The organism is Gluconobacter sp. (assembly GCF_047722525.1).
Classification (GTDB): domain Bacteria; phylum Pseudomonadota; class Alphaproteobacteria; order Acetobacterales; family Acetobacteraceae; genus Gluconobacter.
The window spans coordinates 123,437-146,729 of sequence record NZ_JBDNYY010000002.1 but is presented as its reverse complement, the minus strand read 5'-3'; the positions used below and the strand labels follow the sequence as shown (position 1 = coordinate 146,729).

The window sequence follows — 23,293 nt, the reverse complement described above, 5'->3', positions numbered from 1 at the left end:
ATGAAAGCGTCATCGCCCTATTCCTGCCGTCTTCAGGGCGTCCAAAAGGCGACAGGGCTGCATTTTCGTGCTATCTGGCAGGGTCTGAGCCCGTTCCGTCCACTGGAGAAGAACCTGATATAGTGCGCCTTGATCTGTCTGTCCTTCGCAATCCCTTCCGCTTCATCCCGCTCCGCAGCATGACGTTCGCCGTCGCTCTCGCGGGTCTGGCCAGCCATCACACCGCTCATGCGAGTGACGAGTCTGCTATTGAGGGAACGCCGCGGACGAGTTGGGCAGACTCCGTCCGGACCGCACTGGCCAACCGCGCGCATCAGGCCGCACATGCCTGGTCCCAGCATGGCGTGGCGAGCTGGTACGGACGGCATTTCCACGGACGACGCACCGCCAGCGGGGCAGTTTTCAATACCAACGACCTGACGGCGGCTCACCCTTCCCTGCCGATCGGCACGAAACTCCTCGTGACCTCACAGGACACGGGACGCTCGGTTGTGGTGACGGTCAATGATCGTGGCCCCTTCAACAGCCGCATCATCGACCTGTCCCATGCCGCAGCGGCAAGGATCGGGATGCTCGGCGCGGGCACAGCTCATGTCACGATCGCAAAGATGACCGAGAAGGCTCCGTCCATGACACCGGCCCCCGAGCCCGAAGTCGCGGAAGCCGACCCGTCCGACACGAGCGCACAGGCCATTCAGGCCGCGGGAACCGGAGCAGCGCCTGTCTCCCGGCGGGGTGGCAATACCCAGCGCATCCCCCATCATCACCGCTAAGATTACGCCTTGCTGGGCTGCTCTTCTCAGAACAGTCCAGCGGAACAGGTCTCAGACCGAAGCGGACTGCGGTGACACGGCCTGACCCTGACCAGCCCGAGCCTCGAGGCTTGCATTCAGTTCAGCCCCGAACAGCACGACATACGCGCTGACGAAAAACCACATCATGATGGCCGCCACCGCGCCCAGCGGTCCATAGGTTGCGCCATAGCTCGCGAAATGCGCGACATACCATGAGAATCCGAGCGACGTTACGACCCACAGGATCGTCGCCAGCGCCGAACCCGGAAAAATCCAGCGCCACTGCGTATGAACGCGACAGGGCGCGAAACGGTAGAGCAGTGTTACGGCGATAAAGACGAACAGCAGCATCAGGATCGGTGCCAGTGTATGCACGACCATGGGTGCGCCATAGGACAGCAGCAGATCGACCGGAAACGGCGGGTCGCTCAGAAAGCTGACATGGCGGGGCAGATAATCCACCAGCGCAGGCGCCGCCACCATCAGGGCCAGAGTCAGCGCTGCCCCAAGAATGGCCGTCAGTGTCGTCGAGAGGGCAACAGCCTGAAACTTCAGAAAACTGCGCGTTTCCTGCGCATTATAGGCCATATTGAGGGCTGACAGAACGGACTTCGTACTCGCGGAAGCGGACCACAGCGCAACGGAAAGCGAAAAGATCAGTCCGATCGTCAGTGAGGAATGAGGCTGGGAAATCAGCTCGTGGATCCGGTCCCCGATCAGATCATAAGCCGAGGGGGGCAGGAGATGTCGGAGAACCTCAAGCTGGGGTTCGACCGTCTGGAGATCAAACGCCAGACCATACAGCGAGATCAGACTGGAAATGGCCGGAAAGAGCGAGAGCGTGGCGTAAAACGCGCATCCCGCCGCAGACAGGGACGTCTGGCTGGACCCGACCTCGGCAAACAGATGTCTGGCGACGACGCGCCAGGCCGCATGATGCAGCCGGTCCCGAGACGCCGCGCCTGCCGGATCGTTCACGGCTGCCGCGGCAGAAGACTTTTCAGGCTCCGAAGGTACGGCTTGTTCCAGCACGTCCCGGGAGCCGGAGAGGGTCGCAGATTCGGGTGTCAGACTCACGCAGGGTGTCCTCGGCAGTTTCCTGTTGGGGGCAGCAGTCTCGGCCTCATCCCGTTCCGGTCCGGAAGGTAACAGACCCCTTCCCCGATAGAACGACACGAGCCAGTACCTACGCGGAAGAAGCCTTCAGCGTTCCGAATTCGCCCTGATTCGGCTCACCAATATTGGCAAAACCGTCACAATGCAAAATTATCGGTTGCACGACGGGGCATTTGGTCCCATATGCCCGCCTCACGCAGCAACGCACGTGCCACTGGCCCACTCGAGGTTACGCAACGACGTCAAGCGTTCTGGCCTTCAGGAATCCACCCGATACGGGTTCCCGCTATTCGCCGGTCCGTTCGACCGTTTCGCAACATACTCGCAGGGCGATATCGTTCCCTGACGAGTCCGGTTCTGGGAATTGAGTGTCATGACTCCCAAAATCACCCGCTTCCTTGCCGAGCAGCAGCCGGCAACCCCCTGCCTCGTCGTCGATCTCGACGTCGTGGAGACGCATTACAGCGCCCTGCATGGCGCGATGCCGGAAGCGAAAATCTATTACGCCATCAAGGCCAATCCGGCCCCGGCCATTCTCGACCGGCTCGTCGCTCTGGGCTCGTCCTTTGACGCAGCCTCCATTGCGGAAATCCGGATGTGCCTCAATGCCGGCGCCACGCCGGACCGGATCTCCTACGGTAACACGCTGAAAAAGACTGCCTGGATCCGTGAGGCCCATGAACTGGGCATCGACCTGTTCGTATTCGACAGCATCGAGGAACTCGAAAAGCTCGGAAAGCATGCCCCCGGCGCACGCGTGTTCTGCCGCCTCGCCGTCGAGAACGATGGTGCGGACTGGCCCCTGTCGCGCAAATTCGGCACGACACTGAACCACGCACGGAGCCTGATGCTGTGTGCCCGCGAGCTTGGCCTGAAGCCTTACGGCCTTTCCTTTCATGTCGGCAGCCAGCAGACAGGCGTGGCCGCCTACGATCACGCCATCGCCAAGGCCGCAGGGCTTTATCATGACCTGCGTGCCCAGGGCGTGGATCTCCAGATGCTCAATCTGGGCGGTGGCTTCCCGACGCATTACCGCGAAAACGTGCCATCGGTGCAGGATTTCGCCGATACGATCCATGCATCCCTGAAAACGCATTTCCCGGATGGCGCACCCGAAATCCTGCTGGAGCCCGGCCGCTACATGGTCGGACAGTCGGGCGTGGTATCGAGCGAGGTGATCCTCGTCAGCCGTCGCGGTGGCGCGGCCGGCGATCCACGCTGGGTCTATCTCGATATCGGCCGCTTCGGTGGTCTGGCGGAGACCGAAGGCGAGGCCATCCGCTATACCTTCCGCACCTCCCGCGATTCGGAGGACGGGGCGCACTCTCCGTGCGTCGTCGCCGGACCAAGCTGCGATGGCGTGGACATCATGTATGAGAAGAACCGCATTTCCCTGCCGGATTCTCTTGAATGTGGCGACCGCATCGACATCCTCGCCACCGGTGCCTATGTCTCGACCTACTGCTCGGTCGGCTTCAACGGCTTTCCCCCGCTGACCGAATACTACATCTGAAACGGCTTCACCGGTCCCGTTACCCAACGGGGCCGGCCGCCCGTCCGGTATAAAACCCAGGCACACACAGCCCGTTCAGGCGGCGCTGGGGGACCCTAGACTTTCTAGGAAAGCCCCTCTGGGGAAAGGAATTATCCCCGGAAGGGTGCTTCCAGTTCGGACTGGTATCCCAGTGCCACAAGAAGATCATCGGCGGAAATTTCAAGGTTCAGGCAAGCCAGCCAGCAGAACCCGACCACCCCAACCGCCAGCAGAAGCAGACAGACCGTCATGTGTTCCAGTTCTTCCAGACCAGGATGCTGCGAGGTGGCCCTGTCCCGGGAAGGGTGCCTGTTCATCAACACCATCAGTGCATCATCCTGTTCGCATCATGCGACATGCCGCCCCGTAACGGGCCACCGTCCTGTGGCCACAGGACGCGCATCCGCGACGGGTTGACCGATCGCCAGCGATTGATCGAGGACAGCGCTCCGCCACCGGAAATCGTGGTTTCGTCTCTCAGCATGTTTTTCGGCAACCAGTGCCCTGCCCCGGCGAGGCAGTCGGCCAGCAGCGTCAGCGCCATCGCAAGGCAGCCCTGGACGAACCGGTCCGGAAAGACTTCCGCCAGAAGAACAAAGACATCCCGCTGGCCCTCATTCTGGGCCGCGATGATTCCTCGCAGAAACCGCTCTTCCAGCTCCGTCAGGGACTGCATGCCGGGTGCATTTACAGCAAGCAGCGGCAGATCCTCGGACTTCAGATATTGCGTTGCATCAGCAAAAGCCCCTTCCGCGGCGTCAAGTGCCGGACGGAAACAGGCGGGGAAGAGGCCATCCGTCGTTTTGGTCTCGGGGCAGTTCGGCAGGCGGTAATGACTGATGAGACAGCGGATGCTCCACAGCGCGAGCCGTTCACAGCAGCAAAGGTCGGACAGGGAAAGAGACAGCCGTGTCATGGGAAAACTCCGAATCAGCAGAACCGGAGTCACCCTAATTGAGAATGATTTGCAATTACAACTTAAAAAGCGCCACAGGGCATAAATACGCTGCCCCGTGGAACACCCAGTCAGTGGTGATGATGGCCACAGCTTCCATGATCGTGGTCATGGTCGTGCGTTCCAGCTTCCGACGCGCGTGGCGCGGTCTGGCAGTGATGGCAGGCCACCCATTCCGCATCCCCGTCCAGATAATGCTCTTTCTTCCAGACGGGCACCCGGTGCTTGATCTCGTCGATGATGTAGCGACAGGCTCGGAATGCGGCATCCCGATGGGGTGCCGAAACGCCGATCCAGACCGCGACATCCCCGACCTTCAGGCTCCCCGTGCGGTGCATCGCCACAGCCTGGCTGATCTCGAAACGCTCCAGCGCCTCCGCCACAATGCGCTCACCCTCAAGCTGCGCCAGCGCCTCGTAGGATTCATATTCCAAGCCATCCACCGGACGGCCTTCATTCCTGTTGCGGACCCACCCTTCGAAAGTGCAGAATCCGCCCGCCTCGGCCAGATGCAGATCTTCGCGCAGTACGTTCAGATCCACGGCCTCAGACGCCATCCGAAAGCGGCTCATCCGCCCGTCACCGGCGGAATGAACACGATACGGTCTCCGTCCTTCAGGGGCTGCGTCCAGGGCGCGAAATCGCCATTGATCGCCACACGAAGCTTCGAAGCCTCGAAAGGAAAGGCGTATTTCCTGCGCAGTTCCTCATAAAGCGGGCCGACTGTCCCGAAAGCAGTCTCGAGCGACTGCTCCCGCGTTCCCGCAAGTTCCCGCAACTGCGCAAAATATTCCAGTGTCAGGCGAATCATCGGCCCTCCCGGCAGATCTTTCAGGCGCCGGGTCGCATCGTCGCGTTCCTCCGGCGTGTTGATGTTATCGAGCGCACCACGCAGATGCGGCTCCAGCAGCTTTGTCGGGCTGTTGATCAGCAGCTTGCGCGGACAGATCCGACCGCCTTCAACCTGCTTTTCCAGCCGATCCAGCGCCTCGGGCTCCCAGATGGCACAGAGCGGTTCGGGCAGACCGTCAAACTCGCTGCGATAGGATACCGCCACGTGCTCCCCGTCCCTCGCCGTAATCAGGGTGTCGAGCGTACCACGATCCAGCATCGGCAGATCACAGGCCAGCACCAGCCAGGCCGCGCCCGGAAAAGCCTTATGCGCCGACAGAAGCCCCGCAGCAGGGCCGTCAATCTCCACCGTATCGACGATCTGCGGAAAACCTGCCCGTAGCGGATCGGCGTGCTGGGCGGCCCTCACCGATACGAAACACCGCTCCACAACAGGAGACAGGATATCGAAAGCCACCTGAAGCTGCGGCTTGCCGTGATAGGCAAGCGCGGCCTTGTCCGTTCCCATGCGACGGCTGGCACCCCCAGCAAGAATCAGACCGTAAAGCGGTGTCATGATTCAATCCGCTGGAAGTCGCGCTTGCCCCCGGCCTTGCCCATCAGACGAACCTCGCGGATAACCATGTCGTGGGACATGGCCTTGCACATATCGTAGATCGTGAGCGCCGCCACGGAGGCTCCGGTCAGCGCCTCCATTTCCACGCCTGTCCGCCCCTTGCAGGACACCCGACAGTCGATCACCGCTTCATCGCCCTCGATCGTGATATCCACCCGACAGCCACTAAGCGACAGCGGATGACACAGCGGAATAAGCTGTGACGTCGATTTCACACCCATCACGCCAGCAATCTGCGCCACGGTCAGCACCGCCCCCTTGGCTGTCATGAACCCGGCGTCCGACAATGTCCGCGCCATCTCGGACGGGAAAACCAGACGCGCCTGAGCATGAGCGCTGCGTTCCGTCACATCCTTGCCGCTGATATCGACCATGCGCGGATCCTCGCCGCGCTCGTTGACATGGGTGAGCGTCTTCATCGTCTTCGATCTCCCGGTCTGGTCACCGAATTCTGGCCACCGATTCTAGCCGCCGATATAGTTCATCTCGATGCGGCGTCGTGCAGGCGCATCCGAAGAGGCAGCCCGCTCCTCACTATACCTGTCCGTCCGGCGGCGCCACACCCCGGCCAGAAGGTCGCGCAGGGCTGCATCATCCGCATCGCTGCGTAAAAGCGTGCGCAAATCCGTCCCTTCCGAGGCGAACAGACAGGTATAAAGCTGTCCTTCAGACGACAGACGCGCGCGCGAACAATCCCCGCAGAACGGCGCGGTGACGGAGGAGATAAAACCGACCTCTCCTGCCCCGTCGCAATAGCGATACCGTCGCGCCACTTCCCCGCGATAATGGGCATCCACCGGCTCAAGCGGCCAGCGCGCATCAATGCGCTCACGCAGCTCCCGCGACGGAACAACCTCGGCCCGTTCCCAGTGATTGCGCGTCCCGACATCCATGTATTCGATAAAACGCAGCACAACGCCGCTATGCCGAAAACGTTCGGCCAGTGCCTCGACACCCGTATCGTTCAGCCCACGCTGGATGACGGTATTGAGCTTAACGCCCCCTGAAAATCCGGCTGATGCGGCCGTATCAATCGCGCCCAGAACAGGCTCAAGCTGGGCCCGACCACCGCTCATACGCGCAAAAACCGCAGGATCCAGACTGTCGAGACTGACCGTCACCCGGTTCAGCCCGGCCTCTTTCAGATCCCGGACATGCCGCTCCAGCAAAACGCCGTTCGTGGTCAGGGCAATGTCTTCCACACCGTCAATGGCCGCCAGACGCGCCACAAGTTCCGGCAGTTTCGGACGCAGCAGCGGCTCTCCGCCCGTCAGACGCAGCTTGCGCACCCCCAGCGACACCGCCACCCGCGCCACACGTTCGATCTCGTCGAAGCTGAGGCGCTCCTTCGGTTCCAGAAAGCGGAAATGCTCGTGATAGGTCGCTTCCGGCATGCAATACGGGCAGCGGAAATTGCATCGGTCCATGACGGAAATACGCAGATCATGCAGCGGACGGCTGGCCTGATCCGTCAGGGCAGACCTGTCGTTACCAGCCATAAAACAACGCGGCTGTCCCGCGCGGCGCCACACCTTCGCCCCGCGGCAGTTCCACAAACCCGTCCGTTAACGCCAGGAAGCTGAAATCCCCCGAAGTCGGCATAGGACAGGGCGTTGCAAGCGCCTGTCCTGTCCCATCGTGACGCACCCGCACTGGCAGAAAACGCGTCAATGTCGGGACCAGTTCGGCATCCGCATCCAGCATGACCGCATAAGGCTCGGCGCGGTTCAGCCCCTGCCCTGCCAGAAGCATGGGCATGACATAACGGACCCCGCAGGTCGTGGCGGACACGGGATTGCCCGGCAGCCCGAACACACGCTGCCCTTCCGGCCCGACCCCGAACCACAGCGGCTTGCCCGGACGCTGCGCCACCTTGTGGAAAACCCGCTCCACCCCAATTTTCGACAGCGCCTTGGGGACATGATCGAACGCCCCCATCGACACACCTCCGCTCAGGATCAGGACCTCATGACGCGACAATTGCTCGCGCAACGCCACGACCGTCTCCGCCAGATCATCCGGAACGACGGAGCGTTCGATACAGTTAAACCCGCGCGCAAGCAGCGCGCCACTCAGGGCGAATTCGTTTGAACGCCGGATTTCCCAGTCCCGCACCGGCGCGCCGACATCCACCAGTTCGTCCCCGGTGGCAACGATCCCGATGGACGGAATCCGGGAGACGGTGACCTGCGCATGGCCATTTCCCGCCAGAACCGCAAGCGCCGGCCCATCGAGACGCTGCCCCGGAGCCAGAAGCTCCGTACCCGCCGCACACTCAGACCCACGACGATGAATGAACTGTCCCCTGCGCGGCTCATAACCGTCCTCGAAGCGGATCAAGCGGCCTTCGCGAACAAGACGCTCGACCGGCACGACCGTATCCGCACCGTCAGGCAGCACGGCCCCCGTCATGACCTCAAGACAGACAGGCCCATCCGGCAACATCTGTCCGGGGGCACCAGCACGCTGGATGCCATGTGACACCAGCGTCGGACCACTGCCGTGACGGAAGGCAATCCCGTCCATCATCACGCGGTCATACGGGGGCTGGGCGCGTTCGGCACGGATCGTCTGCTGAAGGACGCGCCCGGCCGCCATGCTCAGATCAACGACCTCGGTTCCGAAGCTGCCGGCATAATCCAGCACCAGTTCCATGGCCCGTGTAACGCTCAGGAGATCACTCATTTCCGCTCCGGTCGCTGACGTGTCTGTTCCGCTGGCTGAAATGCCGACGCTGCGTTCCCTGCCGATATAGACCTCATGGCCCAGGGATCAACAGTCTGGCGGGCGAAAGGGTATGTCATAATCGTCTTTGGCGTTACCCTGATGCCACCAAAGAACATCAGGGACCTTCCATGACGGCCGCGGCACAGTTCTCCCCCCTTTCCCAATGGCCGCTTTACGGCCTGACGGATGACCTGCTTCCCACGCTGGAACGCTGGTCCGCCGAAGGAAAGCGCGCGGCCCTCGCGACTCTGGTCAACATCACCGGCTCCTCCCCCCGCCCGCTGGGCAGCGAAATGGTGGTCTGCGAGGACGGCGAGGTTCAGGGCTATGTCTCCGGCGGCTGCGTGGAAGCCGCGGTTCGCGCGGAAGCCCTGGAATGCCTGAAAGACGGACAGACCCGCATGCTGGACTATGGCGCGGGAAGCCCGGTTCTGGACATCCAGCTCACCTGCGGCGGCCGCATCGGGATCTTCGTCCGCCCCCTGCCCGACCTTGCAGCCCATGTCGCGGCCCGCAGAACAGCACGGGAGCATCGCCGACCGATCACACTTCTGACCGATCTGCGGACCGGTGACATGCAGTTCTGCGAAGACGTCCGACCCACGGGCCGCGAAAAAAACTGTTTCGCCCGCCAGTATCTCCCTCCCCTGCGCCTGATCCTGTCCGGAGGGGATCCGATCATCCTTGCGCTCCTGATGCTGTCCGGACTCATGGGACTCGAAACCACCCTGCTCCGCCCCTACGGCCCGGCCGAGCCACCTCCCGGGCTCTCGCCCGCACGTTATGTCCGCAGCAGTCTGGACACTGCTCTTCCCACACTCAGGCCTGATCGCTGGACGGCCATATACAGCCTGACCCATGACGCCCGTTCCGACCTGATGCTCGCTGCTTACGGGCTGAAATCCGAAGCCTTCTGCGTCAGCATCCTGGGAAGCCGCCGCAAGATCCCCGGGCGCCTTGAGGCCCTCAAGGCCGCAGGCGTTCCCCCAGAGGCCTTCAGTCGCCTGCACCTGCCCGCCGGTCTGGAAATCGGCGCCCGCACGCCCATGGAAATCGCGCTCTCCATCCTGACCCAGATGATCGCGACCCGGCCACGATGATCCGCCATTCCGCCCTTCTTCTGGCCGCAGGAGGAAGCACACGCCTCGGTCGTCCCAAACAGCTTCTGACCATCGGCGGGGAACCGCTGGTACGACATGTTGCCCGGCTTCTGCTCGCAACGCAGCCTGAGTGTCTTGTGGTCGTGACCGGAGGGGCTGGCGCAGAGATCCGCGACGCTCTCGCGGACCTCGACATCGTGACCGTGCAGAACGAAGACTGGCAGACCGGCCTCGCTTCATCACTCAGATACGGTCACCGGATGCTGGAACAGGACAATACCCCGCTCCTGATCGCCGGTACGGATCAGCCCCGCCTGACGGAGCATCATCTCCGCACTCTTCTGAAGCATGGAACAGTCGGTAAAGATGTGGTGACGGCTTACGGCCAGGAAGGCCGCGGCATTCCGGTCCTGCTAAGCCCCGCGACCCGGAGACGCATTGACGGCCTGCATGGCGACACCGGCCTGCGTCACCTCTGGAAGAACGCTGGCGTCACCCCGGCGCTGGTCGAGGCCCCGGAACTCGCTTTCGACATCGATACGCCGGAACAGCTTGACGCTGCGGGGCGTGCCGGATGGATCGATCCGGATTGAAAAAGCCGGGCCCTTCACGGACCCGGCGCCCAATCCTCAGGTAATGCGGTGAATCCAGCCGTGAACATCATTCGTACGGCCACCCTGCACATCCGTCAGGGATTTCTTGAGCTGTTGCGAAACCGGTCCGGGCGTCTTGCCGTCACCAAACACAGCCTCGCCCGTCGGACGCACGAACTTTCCGATCGGCGAAAGAACCGCCGCCGTGCCACAGGCAAAGGCTTCCGTGTACTTGCCCGAAGCAGCACCAGCGAACAGCTCGTCGATATCAACCGGCTCTTCGATCACTTCGATACCCTGATCGGCAGCGAGCTGGATCAGGCTGTTGCGGGTAATACCGCGTAGAATGGTCCCACCCAGCGGCGGGGTAACGATCTTGCCGTCCTTGCGCACGAACATCACGTTCATGCCACCCATTTCCTCGACGAAGCGACGCTCGCGCGCATCAAGGAACAGGACCTGATCGCAGCCCTTGTCCTTGGCTTCGGCCTGGGCAATCAGGCTGCCGGCATAGTTGCCGCCGCACTTGGCCTCACCCGTGCCACCGATCGCCGCACGCGTGTAATGCTCGGACACCCAGACGGACACGCAGCCCGAACTGAAATACGCACCAACCGGGCAGGCAATGACAATGAAGAGATATTCCGTTGCCGGCTTCACACCCAGAAAGACTTCATTGGAAATCATGAACGGACGCAGATAGAGGCTCTGCCCTTCTCCGGACGGCACCCAGTCCTGATCCACACGCACCAGTTCGTCCACGGCCTGAACGAACAGATCTTCCGGCAGTTCGGCCATCCCCATCCGACGGGCCGACGCGGCGAAGCGCGATGCATTGGCCTCGGGACGGAAAGTGGCGACATGGCCGTCCTTCTCCCGATAGGCCTTCATGCCCTCGAAGATCTCCTGCCCGTAATGCAGGACCGTCGAAGCGGGATCGATGCTCAGCGGACGGCGCGCCGTGATCTTCGCATCGTGCCAGCCCTTGTCGGCTGAATAGCGGATGATGGCCATGTGATCGGTAAAAACCCGGCCGAAAGACGGATTGGCCAGCAGTTCCGTCCGCTTCACGGGATCGGTCGGGGTGTCGGTCTTTTCAATGATGAAAGGTGTCATGAGGTCACAGCTTCCGGATAGGTCATGGTCTCGAAAAATGGCGCGCGCAATGTGGCACAGAAGAGGCTTTCTGGCGATATCGGAATATCGTTATTATATTTCTTACATTAAGGTAATTTTATTGCCAATAGCTTATTTTTTTATCGATCTTATTCCGCGAACCCTCAAAAATCCTATCTCCCGGAAAAGTAGTTTTATTGCTTTTCGATATTATCGCTTTACGATAAATACCAAGAATATCGTCGCCTGAGGAATCTCTTTCCATGATCCGGTCAGAAGCCACCACCGAAACAACGCGCACCGTAGCCGAGAGCGTCGCCGTCCTGTTGCAGATTCCCGCCGGGCTTTCCGTGGTGGTCGCAGCCGGGCATGTCTGCGCCGTCCTGCAGAACGATTTGCCCGTCTTTCTGACACACTGGGCCGGATGGAGGCTCCTGATGACACCGTGGCAAGGTCTGTCAGCGATGACACATCTTGGTCGGGCCTTTCAGGAAATCTGTCAGGCTGTCATCCTTTACCGGATCGCCGCCATCATCTTCGAATGCCTTCAGGAACAGATTTTCACCTCTGCGAATGTTCGCTCGCTGCGCCTGATCGGGTTCACAGGTCTCGCGAGCCTCTGTGTTCCCTTTTTTGCAGGGTTTATCGAGGGCTGGGTGGCCGTATCCTCGCCCGTCTCCCACCCACATGATTCGTTTTATGACGTTGAAACCGTTTCGGATCTCGGCCTGGTTGCGCTGCCATTCGTCATGGCATGGATCTTCCAGAAAGGACTGGAGCTTCGCAGCGAACTGGATGAAGTGGTCTGACCCGCCACAAACGGGGCCTGGAAGCCAGATACAAAAAAAACCCGGCCATTTCTGGCCGGGTTTTCCGTCGTTCGAAAAGGCTGAAGAAATCAGCGCTTCGAGAACTGGAAGGAACGACGTGCCTTCGCACGGCCGTACTTCTTACGCTCGACAATACGGCTGTCACGCGTCAGGAAGCCGGCGGCCTTCAGGATGCCACGCAGGCTCGGCTCGTAATACGTCAGCGCACGGGAGATACCGTGACGGACGGCGCCAGCCTGACCGGACAGACCACCACCGGTCACCGTGCAGTACACGTCGAACTGGTTGTAGCGGTCGGAAATCAGGAACGGCTGCGTGAGGAGCATACGCAGGACCGGACGGGCGAAATACGTCGTGACCGGACGGCCGTTGACGATGATGTCACCCTTGCCGGGCTTGATCCACACGCGGGCCACGGCGTCCTTACGACGGCCGGTTGCGTAGGAACGGCCCTGGGCGTCACGCTTGACTTCGTGAACCGGGGCGGCGTTGGAGGTAACGGCAGGAGCGACGCTCGCAAGGTCCTGCAGCGTGCCGGTGCGCTCTTGGGTCTCGGACATGATACAGGCCTTACGACTCGTGGGTGATGGTGTTTTTGCGGTTCATCGCAGCAACGTCCAGCTTGACGGGCTTCTGGCCGTCATGCGGATGCTCGGAACCGGCATAGACATACAGGTGCTTCATCTGGGCGCGCTGCAGAGGACCACGGGTGATCATGCGCTCAACGGCCTTCTCGACAACTTCACCCGGGTTCTTGCCCGTGAGACGCTGCGTGATGGTGCGCTCCTTGATACCGCCCGGGTGACCCGTGTGGTAATGGAACAGCTTCTGGCCAACCTTGTTGCCCGTCAGAACGACCTTCTCGGCGTTGATGACGACGATGTTGTCGCCGCAATCAACGTGTGGGGTGAACTGCGGCTTGTGCTTTCCGCGCAGGCGGGTGGCGATGATGGTGGCGAGACGGCCGAGAACGAGCCCTTCGGCGTCGATCAGCACCCAGTTCTTCGTCACCTCCGCTGGCTTCAGCGAACGTGTGGTCTTCATTAGTGACATTCCAGCTTGGGGCACGGCCAAGAGCCGCACCGTGGATGGCGCTTGCAGAGAAAGACGATGCCCGAAAGCACCCTCTCCTCCGGCGAAGCGGATCAGGTGGGGCCTTATTGCCGTCCCCGGCGCGCACGTCAAGTCCCATTCACATATTGAATTATGTGATTCGCAGCGGTTTTCAGCCGTTTTTCCTTATATGGTAACCTGTTACCTCAACAAAACTGATGTCTGCATTGCTCCCCGTCACGACAATGGTATCCTGCGCGCGACGCAGACCGTTCGCGCCCGACGCCTGTGCGGGGCCGTTTCAGACAGGAACATCAACGTGAAAAGACCCTGGCTCACGGCGAGCCTGATTTCGGTAATTGCTGTAATCGGCATGGCCGGCGTTCACCACGAAGCCCACATGGAGCTGGTCCGCGGCCTGTCGAGCTTCCGCGCGGCCCTCCCTCCGGGCACGACATTCACGTATGGCAGCGCCCGCCCCGCCATCCTCTCGCTGGGCGCCACCCTGACCGACATCACCCTGCGGGACGGCTCCATCACCCTGCGCGCCGCCCGGATGCGGCTGGGCCATCCCCGCCCCACCCCGGATGGCGGCCTGTCGATCCGCACGGTCGAAGTCCGTGAACCCTTCCTCCAGACGCCGACCCAGATCATCCATGGCAGCACACTCAGCCTGCGCCAGTTGATCCTGCCGCCGTCACGCCCCCCGGCAGAGGGACATTCCCGGATCGATCTGGCCCACATCGCCCTCGCTCACGGTCAGATCGAGCAGTTCTCGGTCCAGAACCTCGCTCCCTCCTCTCCGCCCGGCCCCGTCAATGTCCACAGCCTGTTTGCCGACCGCTTCACGCTGGACAACTATGGTCCGGCCCTCGTCACCACCCTGCGCACCGCTGGTGCCACAATCGCCTATGAACGCACCGTGCAGGCACCGGGGCATGATCCGCAGCTTGTCAGCGGACAGGCCAGTCTGGAGCGGCTGGATCTGAAACAGAAAGACCTCGCCGCACAGGTTGCCGCCGCATGGGACCATCTCCCCTTCCCCCTGCATATGGCCCCGCCGCAGAGTTTTGACGCCCGCAATTTTAGGCTGAGCCTGACATCCGGCACGTTCCGGCTCGAAGACCTGCATGGGACAGGCACCCTGAAAGACCAGACGGCCACCCTCACACAGGACATGAAGGGCTTTCATTTCCAGAGCGACGAGAAACTGCCCTTCCCGATCAACGGCGCAGGCGCGACGGCCCATTACGTGCGGATTTCCAGCCTCGCGGATCATACGTCCCGCACCACCGCCACCCTGACGGTTCCCGGCTTCATGACCCTGAAAGCCGATGCCAGGACCATCCAGACAGGCTTTGCGGACGGTCACCCCTCCCCCCAGCAGATCCTGCAGTCCACCGCCCTGCAGAACATCACCCTGTCCCTGCAGGGAGACAGACTTCTCGATGCCGGTTTTGTCCTTTCCGCCCGACAGGCGGGAAATGGCCTGACCGCAGATCAGCTCCGTCAGCAGGCCACACAGGTTCTGCAGGCGGGCCTCTCAGCCAATCCCGCACTCGGCGCGGTTTCGGATTACGTCGCAAATCCCGCAGGTCGCACCCTGACGGTGACCTATGCCTCCGAAACGCCCATGTCCCTCAAGGCCCTCAATGAGTCCCTCTCTTCCCCGGCCACGATGCTGGCATTTCTCGCCTCCCCCGATCTGAAGGCTTCCGCACAATGACGACCGGAGACATTGCCCCCCCAGTTCCACCGGCGCATGGCCCAATCTGCATCATCGGCGCGAGCGGCCGCTCGGGATCCGCGCTCTGCCGGGCGCTTCTTGCCGAAGGTCAGCAGATCATCGCTGTCGTGCGCAGCCAGGGCAAGCTCGCCCCGGACATCGCCGAGGCATGCCTTGCCGTCCGGATCGCCGATCTTACCGACAGCACCACGCTTCCTCTGGCGCTCGAAGACGCGACGGTCGTCGTCAATACCGCCCATGCCCGCCACCTGCCTGCCATCCTGCCCGCCACCACAGCCCCCATCGTGGCTCTGGGCAGCACACGGAAGTTCACGCACTGGCCCGATGATCACGGGCGCGGTGTCCTTGCCGGCGAGGCCGCACTGAAAGCGGACGGCCGTCCCTCGATCATCCTCCATCCGACCATGATTTACGGTGCACAGGGCGAAGACAACGTGCAGCGTCTGGCAAAGCTTCTGGAACGCCTGCCCGTCATCCCGCTGCCTGGCGGCGGGCGCTCACTGGTACAGCCCATCGACCAGCGTGACGTCACGCGCTGCCTCGTCTCGGCCATTCACCTGATCCAGAATGGCGCGGTCACAGGGCCTGAAAGCATTGTGATTGCCGGTCCAACCGCCGTCGCTTACCGGACATTCGTGCGCATGGTGCTGTATTTTGCGGGGCTGGGCGGTCGTCCCATCATTTCCCTGCCGGGATGGATGCTCATGGCGCTCTCCCACGTAACACGCCATCTCCGCAGACTGCCGCAGATCGCACCCGAAGAAGTCCGTCGTCTTCTGGAAGACAAGAACTTCGATGTCGGCCCGATGGAACGTCGCCTGGGGGTCAGACCCGTCCCGCTTGCCAGCGGGCTGCATCACCTGTTCGGACGCCGCTCCCACCAGACGCAGGAACCCTGATCCTCAACGGATCAGGGTTTCAGGTCCGGCTCAGTTGCGGGAATAGACGTCCTCGATCCGAACGATATCGTCCTCGCCCAGATAAGGCCCTGACTGCACCTCAATGAGTGTCAGCGGAATCCGGCCCGGATTTTCCAGCCGGTGCACACAGCCCAGCGGCAGATAGACGCTCTCGTTTTCACGCACCATGATCTGGTCGGCATCACGGGTCACAACTGCCGTGCCCCCCACGACCACCCAGTGCTCGGCGCGGTGAAAGTGCTTCTGAAGCGAAAGCTTCTGGCCCGGCTCGACCACGATCCGCTTCACCTGGAACCGGTCCGCCTGAATCAGGCTCTCATAGAAGCCCCAAGGCCGGTACATGCGGTTATGCGCCACCGCTTCCTTGCGTCCGGCCTTCTTCAGGCGGCTGACCATGTGCTTGACGTCCTGCGCACGATCACGATGCGACACCATGACCGCGTCCTGCGTCACGACAACCACCAGATCCTCGACACCGGCGACCGTAGCAACGATCCCGTCCGAGCGGACGTAGCAGTTCCGCGCACCGTCCAGGAAAACATCTCCGAACGTGGCATTTCCCGCCTCGTCCTTGGAGGACAGGTCCCATAGTGCATCCCAGCTTCCGATGTCCGACCAGCCGAATGTTCCCGGCACGACCGCCGCGCGCTTCGTCCGCTCGGCAACGGCATAATCCACGGAAATATCCGGAGCCTGACGGAAACTCGCATCGTCCAGCCGATCGAAATCAAGATCGCTGCTGCGGGTGCGGACGGCCTCTCCCACGTGCTCGTAAATCGCCGGTTCGAAAGCCTGGATCTCAGACAGGAAAACCCCGGCCTGACTGACGAACATGCCGGAGTTCCACAGATAGCGACCATCACGGAAAAATTCCTCCGCCGTGGCCGCGTCCGGCTTTTCGACGAAGCGTGAGACTTCATAGACGCCGTCCAGCCCCGGCAGGGACGCACCGCTCTCGATATAACCATATCCCGTCTCAACGCGCGTCGGCTTCATCCCGAACGTGACGATCCGCCCCCGCGACGCCGCGGCCACAGCATGCCCAAGTGCAGCATAGAGGGCCGACTCATCGGTAATGGCCGCATCCGCAGCCATGATCCATAAAATGGCATCCGGGTCGGTCTCGGCCACAAGGAACGCGGCGGCGGCAATGGCGGGCGCGGAGTTGCGCCCCACGGGCTCCAGCACGATCCGTGCGTCTTCGATGCCGACATCCCGCAACTGCTCCGCCACGATGAAGCGGTGCTCGGCATTGCAGATCACGATCGGAGCCGCCAGCCCCGCCCGCACGCCACGCAGGGCCGTTTCCTGAATCAGGGTCCGCTCCGTCAGGAGAGGCCAGAACTGCTTGGGGTAGCTGCTGCGGGAAACAGGCCAGAGACGGCTGCCTGACCCACCGGAGAGAATGACTGGAACGATCTTCTGGGACATGAGGGGCTTACGCTTTTTATCCACGGGATGGAGGCCATACAGCCTCCCAAAAGGATCGGCACCATACATGAAGGCGGCGGCCTTTCCAATTTACCCCCCTCCCTGCTCCCGTGGAGCCGCTCCATCAAAGAAAAGGCCGGAAAACATTGAATATAAAATCCGACACATTGACTGCCAGCGCTACGGGGTCTTCTTATTCCCCGTGAACGGGAAGCAGTCTTGCCCGCGGAGAAACACTATCCATGAAGCAGACCATTTTCTCCTCAGGCATCCTGCTGGCACTTCTGGGCTATGCCGCCTTTTCGATCAGCGACGCTTGCTCGAAAGGACTTGCAGGCCATCTCGATCCTTTTGAAGTCGCATTTTCGGGCGGCGTGTTCGGCTTCATCCTCCTGCCCTTCATCCGCCGTCCGGACGAACCCTATTCCGACATCTTCGCAACGACCCGTCCGGGCATGTGGGTCCTGCGCGCCGTCTCGACATTCGTTTCGACGGCCGCCAGCGTCATGGCCTTCATGCTGCTTCCCATGCCCGAAGCCCTGTCGCTGATGTTCCTGATGCCCTTCTTCGTCACCATCATTTCCGTGACGATCCTGAAGGAAAAAGTCTCGTTCTGGACATGGTTGTCCGTCGCTGTCGGCTTCCTCGGCGTCCTGATCGTCCTGAGGCCCGGCGCGCGGACATTCCATCTTGGGCATGTCTGCGCCATCATTGCCGCCCTGGCCAATGCCAGCAGCGTCGTGGCCTACCGGCTGGCGGGCGATGGCAGTGCAAGGCTTTCACTATTCGGCTCAAGCCTGTTCGGCCCACTGATCGGCGATGGCCTTCTCATGATCGCCCACGCGTCATGGCCGCACGGACTCCGGATCTGGGCCATTCTGTTCGGTTACGGTTTTCTCGCAGCCCTCGGTCAGCTTTTCATGATGATGGCCACAGCAGTAGCACCCGCAAACCGCGTGGCGCTCCCGCAATACAGCCAGATGGTCTGGGCAGTGGCGTTCAGCTACCTGCTGTTCCACCAGCCTCTGGACAACTGGACCTTCGTCGGAATCGTCGTTGTAACGCTATCGGGAATGCTGAACTGGATCCGCCAGAAACTGCGCTTCGAACGCATGGCTCTGGAAGAACACTGGGAACACCGACATCACCCGCAGGCCGATATCCCGAAGCCCTGAAGCTGCTATCCAAAATTTTCAGAGAGGATTGCTGGGGCGAATGACGGGGATCGAACCCGCGACAACCGGTACCACAAACCGGCGCTCTACCAACTGAGCTACATCCGCCACACAGCGACGCATTCTCTAGAGGAAGGTTGGGGCTGTCGTCCAGTCCTTTGAAGCAATTTTTTTCATGCTCCGGATTTTTCCTGCCACCCCGTCCCCACTCAGATCACCGGAGTACCTCCGGTGACGGCAATCGTGGCGCCCGAGACATAGCTGGCTTCATCGCTTGCAAGGAAAACATATGCTCCTGCGAGTTCCGCCGGCTGCCCCGGACGCTTCATGGGCGTATCGGCGCCAAAGCGCTCCACATGCTCGACATCCATGGTCGCGGGAATCAGCGGCGTCCAGATCGGACCGGGTGCCACCACGTTGGATCGGATTCCCTTCTCCCCCAGCAACTGGGCCAGACCGCCACTGAAGTTCTGGATGGCACTCTTGGTTGCGGAATAGGCCAGCAGCTTCGGCTTGGGCTGGTCGGCGTTGACCGACACCGTATGGATCAGCGCGCCACCCCGCGGCATATGCGGGACGGCCAGACGAGACAGCCGGAACGCAGAGCCGGCGTTGATGTCGAATGTCTTATCCCATTCTTCGTCGCTCACATCCGCCAGAGAGGAGCGCTCGATCTGGAAAGCCGCGTTGTTCACGAGAATGTCGATCTGCCCGAACTCCGCAACCGTGCGGTCCACGAGTTCGGCACAGACATCCCGATCCGTCAGGTCTCCCGGAACCAGAAGAGCGCGTCGGCCCGCTTTCCTGATCCAGCTCTCGGTTTCGCGGGCATCGTCCATTTCCTCGGGCAGGAAGGAAAGGACAACATCCACGCCCTCCCGCGCGAACGCGATCGCAACGGCGCGGCCAATACCGGAATCCCCACCTGTGATGATCGCGATCTTTCCGCGCAGCCGATCATGCCCGACATAGCTCTGCTCACCGTGATCGGGCTTCGGCGTCATGAGAGACGTTTGTCCGGGAATGTGATCCTGATGCGGCGTGTTGAATGGCGGGAAGGGATAATTGGGCATGATGCGCTCCGGATGAAGGATGGTCAGTCCCGTCCCAACGCAGCGCAGTGGCCCCGTGTTCAATCCGGGAGCACAACGTCCTGTCAAAAGCTGGCCCAAGAGCCCGTCCACACCTCATTTTCATTCCCTGTCTTCAATCCTGAACCGAGGCGGGTTAGACTGGTCACCCCATTGCCGCGCCGGGCCTGAATACGTCGCACCCCGTTCACGCCCAGCCCGCAAGGATCCTTCATGACCCCCGCTCTCTACCGTCGCCAGTGGGCACAGAACCCGCTGCGCGAAGTGCTGGCCGGAATGGTTGGCACCTTTGCCCTCATCCCCGAGGTCATCGCCTTCTCCTATATCTCGGGCGTCTCCCCGGCCGTTTCCCTGTTTGCATCCTTTGTCATTTCGGTCTCGATCGCCATTTTCGGCGGACGTCCGGGCATGATTTCAGGCGCGGCAGGCTCGGTCGCTCTTGTCGTTGCGCCGCTGGTCCATACACATGGCGTACAGGCCATGCTGCTTGCCACGCTTGTCGCCGGTGCGTTTCAGGTCCTGTTCGGCCTGCTGCGCCTCCAGTCCGTCATGCGGTTCGTGCCAGCCGAAGTCCGGACCGGCTTCGTCAACGCGCTGGCCATCATGATCTTCTCCGCCCAGGTCCCACAGATGCTGGGCGTTACCTGGCACACCTATGCTCTGATCGCGCTGGGCCTCGTCATCATCTACCTGCTACCGCGCCTCTCGGATGCCATCCCCTCGCCCCTGATCTGCATCATCATCCTCACGGCCATCACGATGCTCCATCCGATGCCGGTTCACACCGTCTCGGATCTCGGGGATCTCCCGACCGGCCTGCCCAGCCTCACTTTCCCACATATCGCCCTGAACTGGGCCACATGGTCTGTCGTGCTGCCCTATGCGCTGGCCATGGCGGCGGTGGGCCTGCTGGAGTCCCTGATGACAGCGTCCGTCGTCGATGACATCACCGACACCCATGGCGACCAGCGCATGGAATGCACGGGCCTCGGCATTTCCAACATCCTCGTCGGCGCTTTCGGCGGGATTGCGGGCTGCGGCATGATTGGCCAGACCGTCGGCAACCTGCGTTATGGCGGACGCGGACGCCTCTCGACTTTCACTGCCGGCGCGTTCCTGCTGGCCCTCATGGTGCTGCTGCATCACTGGGTTGGGCAGGTCCCGATGGCCGCCCTCGTCGCCATCATGATCATGGTCTCCGCCAGCACGTTCTCCTGGAGCAGCCTGCGCGATCTGACGCGGCACCCACGCCTGTCCAGCCTGACCATGCTCGTCACTGTCGCCGTAGTCGTCATGACACACGATCTGGCCGCCGGTGTCGCGGTCGGCGTCATGCTCTCGGGCGTGTTCTTCGCCTGGCATGCCGCCAGACTGCTGAGTGTCACGGAACAGCGTTCAGGCGATACCGTGACCTACACGGCCTCCGGGCAGGTCTTCTTCGCTTCCGCCGACAGCCTGTCCGACGCCATCGACTACCATACCGATGCAACGACTGTGGTTCTCGATCTCAGCCATGCCCGCTTCTGGGACATCACCTCGGTGCAGGTTCTGGAAAAGATCATCGGCAAGTTGCAGTCTCATGATCATGTCGTCGAAGTCACCGGACTGCGTCCCGATCAGCATGACATCATCGCCACACAGTCAAACGAGACCCTGCTCGCGCTCTAAAGCCTGTAAAGACCGTCAGGAACTGAAATCGCAAAACCGCCCGGAAGTCTGACTGTTATATCAGCACACCCCGAGTGGCCGGAGAGACCCGTTGCGCAGCATGATTGATTTCAGTTCCTGGCACAGCCTGCTGGCGACCCTGATCGGGCTGGCACTCTTCACCCTGATCGGTGTCGGCATCCGCCTGCTGACCATGCTGACCATCCAGCAGCGCCGGGAACGCATGAACCGGCAGATCAATGAGCGCCTGCGCGTCCTGATGGCGGCCTATCGCACCCTCGGCGGTTCGTTCACCGGCGACCTGACCGTGGACCCGGCCCACAAGCGGGACCTGACCGCAGACCGGCTCTCCGGTTCGGACCGCAACCGCCGCATCCGCGACGCCGTCGAGGCCGCCCTGTCTGATATCATCCTGCTTGGCACGGAAGAACAGGTCCGGCTGGCAGGTCGGGCCGCGACGGAACTCGTGGCCGGACGCCCCGTCCCTACCCATGACCTGGTCGTCTCCCTGCGCAATTTCATCCGAAAAGCCCTGAGTCTGGAAAGCCTGCCCGCCAATCTCGTCCTCCCGGAACAGGGACCGGCCCGCCCTTCCTCCAATGGCGGCAACAAAGGTGAAGGCAAGGAGAGCGGGAAAGGCGGAGGCGGGGATGAAGGTGGAGGCGGCATGAGTATGCAGGCCGGAGCGGAGCCGACCCTGCATCATCCGGATACGGACAGTCACAGGCTGTAATTCCGTCCAATCTTTAATCAGACCGTAATCTGCTACCCATACCCCTCTCCCTGCACTGACGATATGAAGAGACCATGGCGCCATCCTCCCCACCCCCATCAGCTTTAGCGCGAAAGAACCCCCGCGATCACCGCGTGGACGCATTGCGTGGTATCGCGCTGCTGATGATGCTGGTGGACCATGTACCGGATGACCTGCTCAATCGCATCACCATCCGCAATTTCGGATTTGCGGACGCGGCCGAGATCTTCGTCATGCTGGCAGGCTATGCATCCTATCTGGCCTATGGGCGCCTGATCGACCGTCAGGGCTGGAAAACCGGCATCCACCGGATCCTTACCCGCTGCCTCAGACTGTATCTGTACCAGACCGGCATGACGCTGGTCTTCGTCTGGACCGTCCGCCAGTGGCGTCATTATCAGCCCCTGCCCGAATACACGATCGAACCCCAGCTTGCGCACGGCTATAGCTGGCTGTGGCGTATCCTGACCTTCGATGCCCTGCCGAGCTATCTGAATATCCTGCCGCTCTACATCGTGCTTCTGGCCCTGTTTCCACTGATCTACTGGCTTCTCAGGCGCAGCCCGTGGCTGCTGCTGGTCCTGAGTGCAGGCATCTGGGCCATCGCCAATCTGGACCCGCGCATCACCATCCCGAACTGGCTCGATCCCAATGGCTGGTATCTCAACCCGTTCGGCTGGCAGTTTCTCTATATTCTGGGGATTCTGGGGGCTGTCTGGGCCTCGAAACACAATGGCGACCTGCCCTATCGCCCGTGGGCCAAGGCGCTCTGCCTCGCCTATCTGGCAGGCGCTTTCGTCCTCTGCTTCCCCTACGAATACTGGCACGTTCCGTCTCTGCGGCTCTTCCCCGCACCGCCCAATACCGGCAAATCCACCCTCGCCATCTGGCGCCTGCTGGACATCATGGCGATTTTCTATCTGGTGCAGTCTTCCAAGACCCTGCGCCGCATTTCCGCCGACCGGATCGGCCAGAGCCTCGCCCTGCTGGGACGGAATTCTCTGGAAGTCTTTGCCTTCAGCACCGTGCTTGACCTGCTGGGGCGGCTGATGTTCGCCAGCTTCGGCATCAACCTGTGGGATCAGGTTGTCATGAACGTCGTCGGCCTCGGCCTGACCTATGCGCTGGCCATCCCTCTGGACCGCGCCCGCCAGCGCGCCAAGGCCGCCCGTATCTCTTCGGGCGCGGCACCCGCGATGCCCGCGCCCCAATAGGGAAAGT

The 23,293-nt window shown here is 61.7% G+C and carries 24 protein-coding genes and 1 tRNA gene; 11 read left to right on the top strand and 14 right to left on the bottom strand.

Translation table 11 applies throughout. From position 1 onward, the window contains the following. Positions 1 to 122 precede the first annotated feature (122 nt). Positions 123 to 773: a septal ring lytic transglycosylase RlpA family protein gene (locus tag ABF859_RS02705; RefSeq protein ID WP_415525914.1), complete on the top strand. Its 651-nt coding sequence runs from the start codon at positions 123 to 125 to the stop codon at positions 771 to 773. 51 nt (positions 774 to 824) lie between these two features. On the opposite strand, the gene ABF859_RS02700 is transcribed toward ABF859_RS02705, so the two are convergent. Beyond that, complete coding sequence (locus tag ABF859_RS02700; RefSeq protein ID WP_415526177.1) at positions 825 to 1,772, bottom strand: YihY/virulence factor BrkB family protein; 948 nt, start codon at positions 1,770 to 1,772, stop codon at positions 825 to 827. A 511-nt stretch (positions 1,773 to 2,283) separates the two neighbouring features. Here ABF859_RS02700 and ABF859_RS02695 point away from each other — a divergent pair. Further along, positions 2,284 to 3,423, top strand: coding sequence for a type III PLP-dependent enzyme (locus ABF859_RS02695; protein WP_415525912.1), 1,140 nt, complete (start codon positions 2,284 to 2,286; stop codon positions 3,421 to 3,423). A 131-nt stretch (positions 3,424 to 3,554) separates the two neighbouring features. On the opposite strand, the gene ABF859_RS02690 is transcribed toward ABF859_RS02695, so the two are convergent. From ABF859_RS02690 to ABF859_RS02660, 7 genes are all read right to left on the bottom strand, one after another. Then, the gene (locus tag ABF859_RS02690) at positions 3,555 to 3,761 is read right to left on the bottom strand and encodes a hypothetical protein (RefSeq protein ID WP_415525910.1); all 207 of its coding nucleotides are present in this window, start codon (positions 3,759 to 3,761) and stop codon (positions 3,555 to 3,557) included. A gap of 8 nt (positions 3,762 to 3,769) precedes the next feature. Next, entirely contained in the window at positions 3,770 to 4,360 is a 591-nt protein-coding gene (locus ABF859_RS02685) for a hypothetical protein (protein ID WP_415525908.1), read from the bottom strand. A 110-nt stretch (positions 4,361 to 4,470) separates the two neighbouring features. Next, positions 4,471 to 4,971, bottom strand: coding sequence for a molybdenum cofactor biosynthesis protein MoaE (locus ABF859_RS02680; protein ID WP_415525906.1), 501 nt, complete (start codon positions 4,969 to 4,971; stop codon positions 4,471 to 4,473). Further along, positions 4,968 to 5,807: an NTP transferase domain-containing protein gene (locus ABF859_RS02675; protein ID WP_415525904.1), complete on the bottom strand. Its 840-nt coding sequence runs from the start codon at positions 5,805 to 5,807 to the stop codon at positions 4,968 to 4,970. The genes ABF859_RS02680 and ABF859_RS02675 overlap by 4 nt, the downstream gene beginning before the upstream one ends. Next, positions 5,804 to 6,286: a cyclic pyranopterin monophosphate synthase MoaC gene (moaC, locus tag ABF859_RS02670; RefSeq protein WP_062447451.1), complete on the bottom strand. Its 483-nt coding sequence runs from the start codon at positions 6,284 to 6,286 to the stop codon at positions 5,804 to 5,806. Before moaC ends, ABF859_RS02675 begins: the two co-directional genes overlap by 4 nt. A gap of 45 nt (positions 6,287 to 6,331) precedes the next feature. After that, positions 6,332 to 7,366 carry a GTP 3',8-cyclase MoaA gene (gene moaA, locus ABF859_RS02665; RefSeq protein WP_415525902.1) on the bottom strand — a complete coding sequence of 345 codons (1,035 nt, stop codon included), beginning with the start codon at positions 7,364 to 7,366 and terminating at the stop codon, positions 6,332 to 6,334. Continuing rightward, entirely contained in the window at positions 7,356 to 8,552 is a 1,197-nt protein-coding gene (locus tag ABF859_RS02660) for a molybdopterin molybdotransferase MoeA (protein ID WP_415525900.1), read from the bottom strand. The genes moaA and ABF859_RS02660 overlap by 11 nt, the downstream gene beginning before the upstream one ends. Before the next feature lie 170 nt (positions 8,553 to 8,722). Between ABF859_RS02660 and ABF859_RS02655 the strand changes: the two genes are divergently transcribed. Continuing rightward, on the top strand, positions 8,723 to 9,694 hold the full coding sequence (locus ABF859_RS02655) for an XdhC family protein (RefSeq protein WP_415525898.1): 972 nt from the start codon (positions 8,723 to 8,725) through the stop codon (positions 9,692 to 9,694). After that, positions 9,691 to 10,287, top strand: coding sequence for a nucleotidyltransferase family protein (locus tag ABF859_RS02650; RefSeq protein ID WP_415525896.1), 597 nt, complete (start codon positions 9,691 to 9,693; stop codon positions 10,285 to 10,287). The genes ABF859_RS02655 and ABF859_RS02650 overlap by 4 nt, the downstream gene beginning before the upstream one ends. Before the next feature lie 36 nt (positions 10,288 to 10,323). On the opposite strand, the gene ABF859_RS02645 is transcribed toward ABF859_RS02650, so the two are convergent. After that, positions 10,324 to 11,403, bottom strand: a complete 1,080-nt coding sequence (locus ABF859_RS02645) for a branched-chain amino acid aminotransferase (RefSeq protein ID WP_415525894.1) — start codon at positions 11,401 to 11,403, stop codon at positions 10,324 to 10,326. A gap of 263 nt (positions 11,404 to 11,666) precedes the next feature. Between ABF859_RS02645 and ABF859_RS02640 the strand changes: the two genes are divergently transcribed. Further along, positions 11,667 to 12,212, top strand: coding sequence for a DUF2975 domain-containing protein (locus ABF859_RS02640; protein ID WP_415525892.1), 546 nt, complete (start codon positions 11,667 to 11,669; stop codon positions 12,210 to 12,212). An 89-nt stretch (positions 12,213 to 12,301) separates the two neighbouring features. On the opposite strand, the gene rpsI is transcribed toward ABF859_RS02640, so the two are convergent. Further along, positions 12,302 to 12,793: a 30S ribosomal protein S9 gene (gene rpsI, locus ABF859_RS02635; RefSeq protein WP_062496006.1), complete on the bottom strand. Its 492-nt coding sequence runs from the start codon at positions 12,791 to 12,793 to the stop codon at positions 12,302 to 12,304. A 10-nt stretch (positions 12,794 to 12,803) separates the two neighbouring features. Further along, on the bottom strand, positions 12,804 to 13,277 hold the full coding sequence (gene rplM / locus ABF859_RS02630) for a 50S ribosomal protein L13 (RefSeq protein ID WP_415525890.1): 474 nt from the start codon (positions 13,275 to 13,277) through the stop codon (positions 12,804 to 12,806). A gap of 328 nt (positions 13,278 to 13,605) precedes the next feature. Here rplM and ABF859_RS02625 point away from each other — a divergent pair, with 328 nt between their 5' ends. Both ABF859_RS02625 and ABF859_RS02620 read left to right on the top strand, forming a co-directional pair. Further along, positions 13,606 to 15,012: a hypothetical protein gene (locus ABF859_RS02625; protein ID WP_415525888.1), complete on the top strand. Its 1,407-nt coding sequence runs from the start codon at positions 13,606 to 13,608 to the stop codon at positions 15,010 to 15,012. Next, positions 15,009 to 15,932: an SDR family oxidoreductase gene (locus ABF859_RS02620; protein ID WP_415525886.1), complete on the top strand. Its 924-nt coding sequence runs from the start codon at positions 15,009 to 15,011 to the stop codon at positions 15,930 to 15,932. Before ABF859_RS02625 ends, ABF859_RS02620 begins: the two co-directional genes overlap by 4 nt. Before the next feature lie 30 nt (positions 15,933 to 15,962). Here the strand turns inward: ABF859_RS02620 and ABF859_RS02615 are convergent, their stop codons facing one another. Then, a complete protein-coding gene (locus ABF859_RS02615; RefSeq protein WP_415525884.1) occupies positions 15,963 to 17,384 on the bottom strand; it encodes a mannose-1-phosphate guanylyltransferase/mannose-6-phosphate isomerase in 1,422 nt (473 codons plus the stop codon). Between the two features lie 242 nt (positions 17,385 to 17,626). Here ABF859_RS02615 and ABF859_RS02610 point away from each other — a divergent pair, with 242 nt between their 5' ends. Beyond that, positions 17,627 to 18,559 (top strand): DMT family transporter, encoded by a 933-nt coding sequence (locus ABF859_RS02610; RefSeq protein ID WP_415525882.1) that lies wholly within the window; start codon positions 17,627 to 17,629, stop codon positions 18,557 to 18,559. A gap of 32 nt (positions 18,560 to 18,591) precedes the next feature. Here ABF859_RS02610 and ABF859_RS02605 read toward each other — a convergent pair. Next, positions 18,592 to 18,667: transfer RNA gene (locus tag ABF859_RS02605), tRNA-His, on the bottom strand. A 101-nt stretch (positions 18,668 to 18,768) separates the two neighbouring features. Further along, positions 18,769 to 19,632 carry an SDR family oxidoreductase gene (locus tag ABF859_RS02600; protein WP_415525880.1) on the bottom strand — a complete coding sequence of 288 codons (864 nt, stop codon included), beginning with the start codon at positions 19,630 to 19,632 and terminating at the stop codon, positions 18,769 to 18,771. Positions 19,633 to 19,863: 231 nt separating this feature from the next. Between ABF859_RS02600 and ABF859_RS02595 the strand changes: the two genes are divergently transcribed. The 3 genes from ABF859_RS02595 (at position 19,864) to ABF859_RS02585 (ending at position 23,286) form a co-directional block, all read left to right on the top strand. After that, on the top strand, positions 19,864 to 21,318 hold the full coding sequence (locus ABF859_RS02595) for a SulP family inorganic anion transporter (protein WP_415525878.1): 1,455 nt from the start codon (positions 19,864 to 19,866) through the stop codon (positions 21,316 to 21,318). A 100-nt stretch (positions 21,319 to 21,418) separates the two neighbouring features. Further along, positions 21,419 to 22,051, top strand: a complete 633-nt coding sequence (locus tag ABF859_RS02590) for a hypothetical protein (protein WP_415526175.1) — start codon at positions 21,419 to 21,421, stop codon at positions 22,049 to 22,051. 74 nt (positions 22,052 to 22,125) lie between these two features. Further along, positions 22,126 to 23,286: an OpgC family protein gene (locus ABF859_RS02585; RefSeq protein WP_415525876.1), complete on the top strand. Its 1,161-nt coding sequence runs from the start codon at positions 22,126 to 22,128 to the stop codon at positions 23,284 to 23,286. The last annotated feature ends 7 nt before the right edge of the window (positions 23,287 to 23,293 follow it).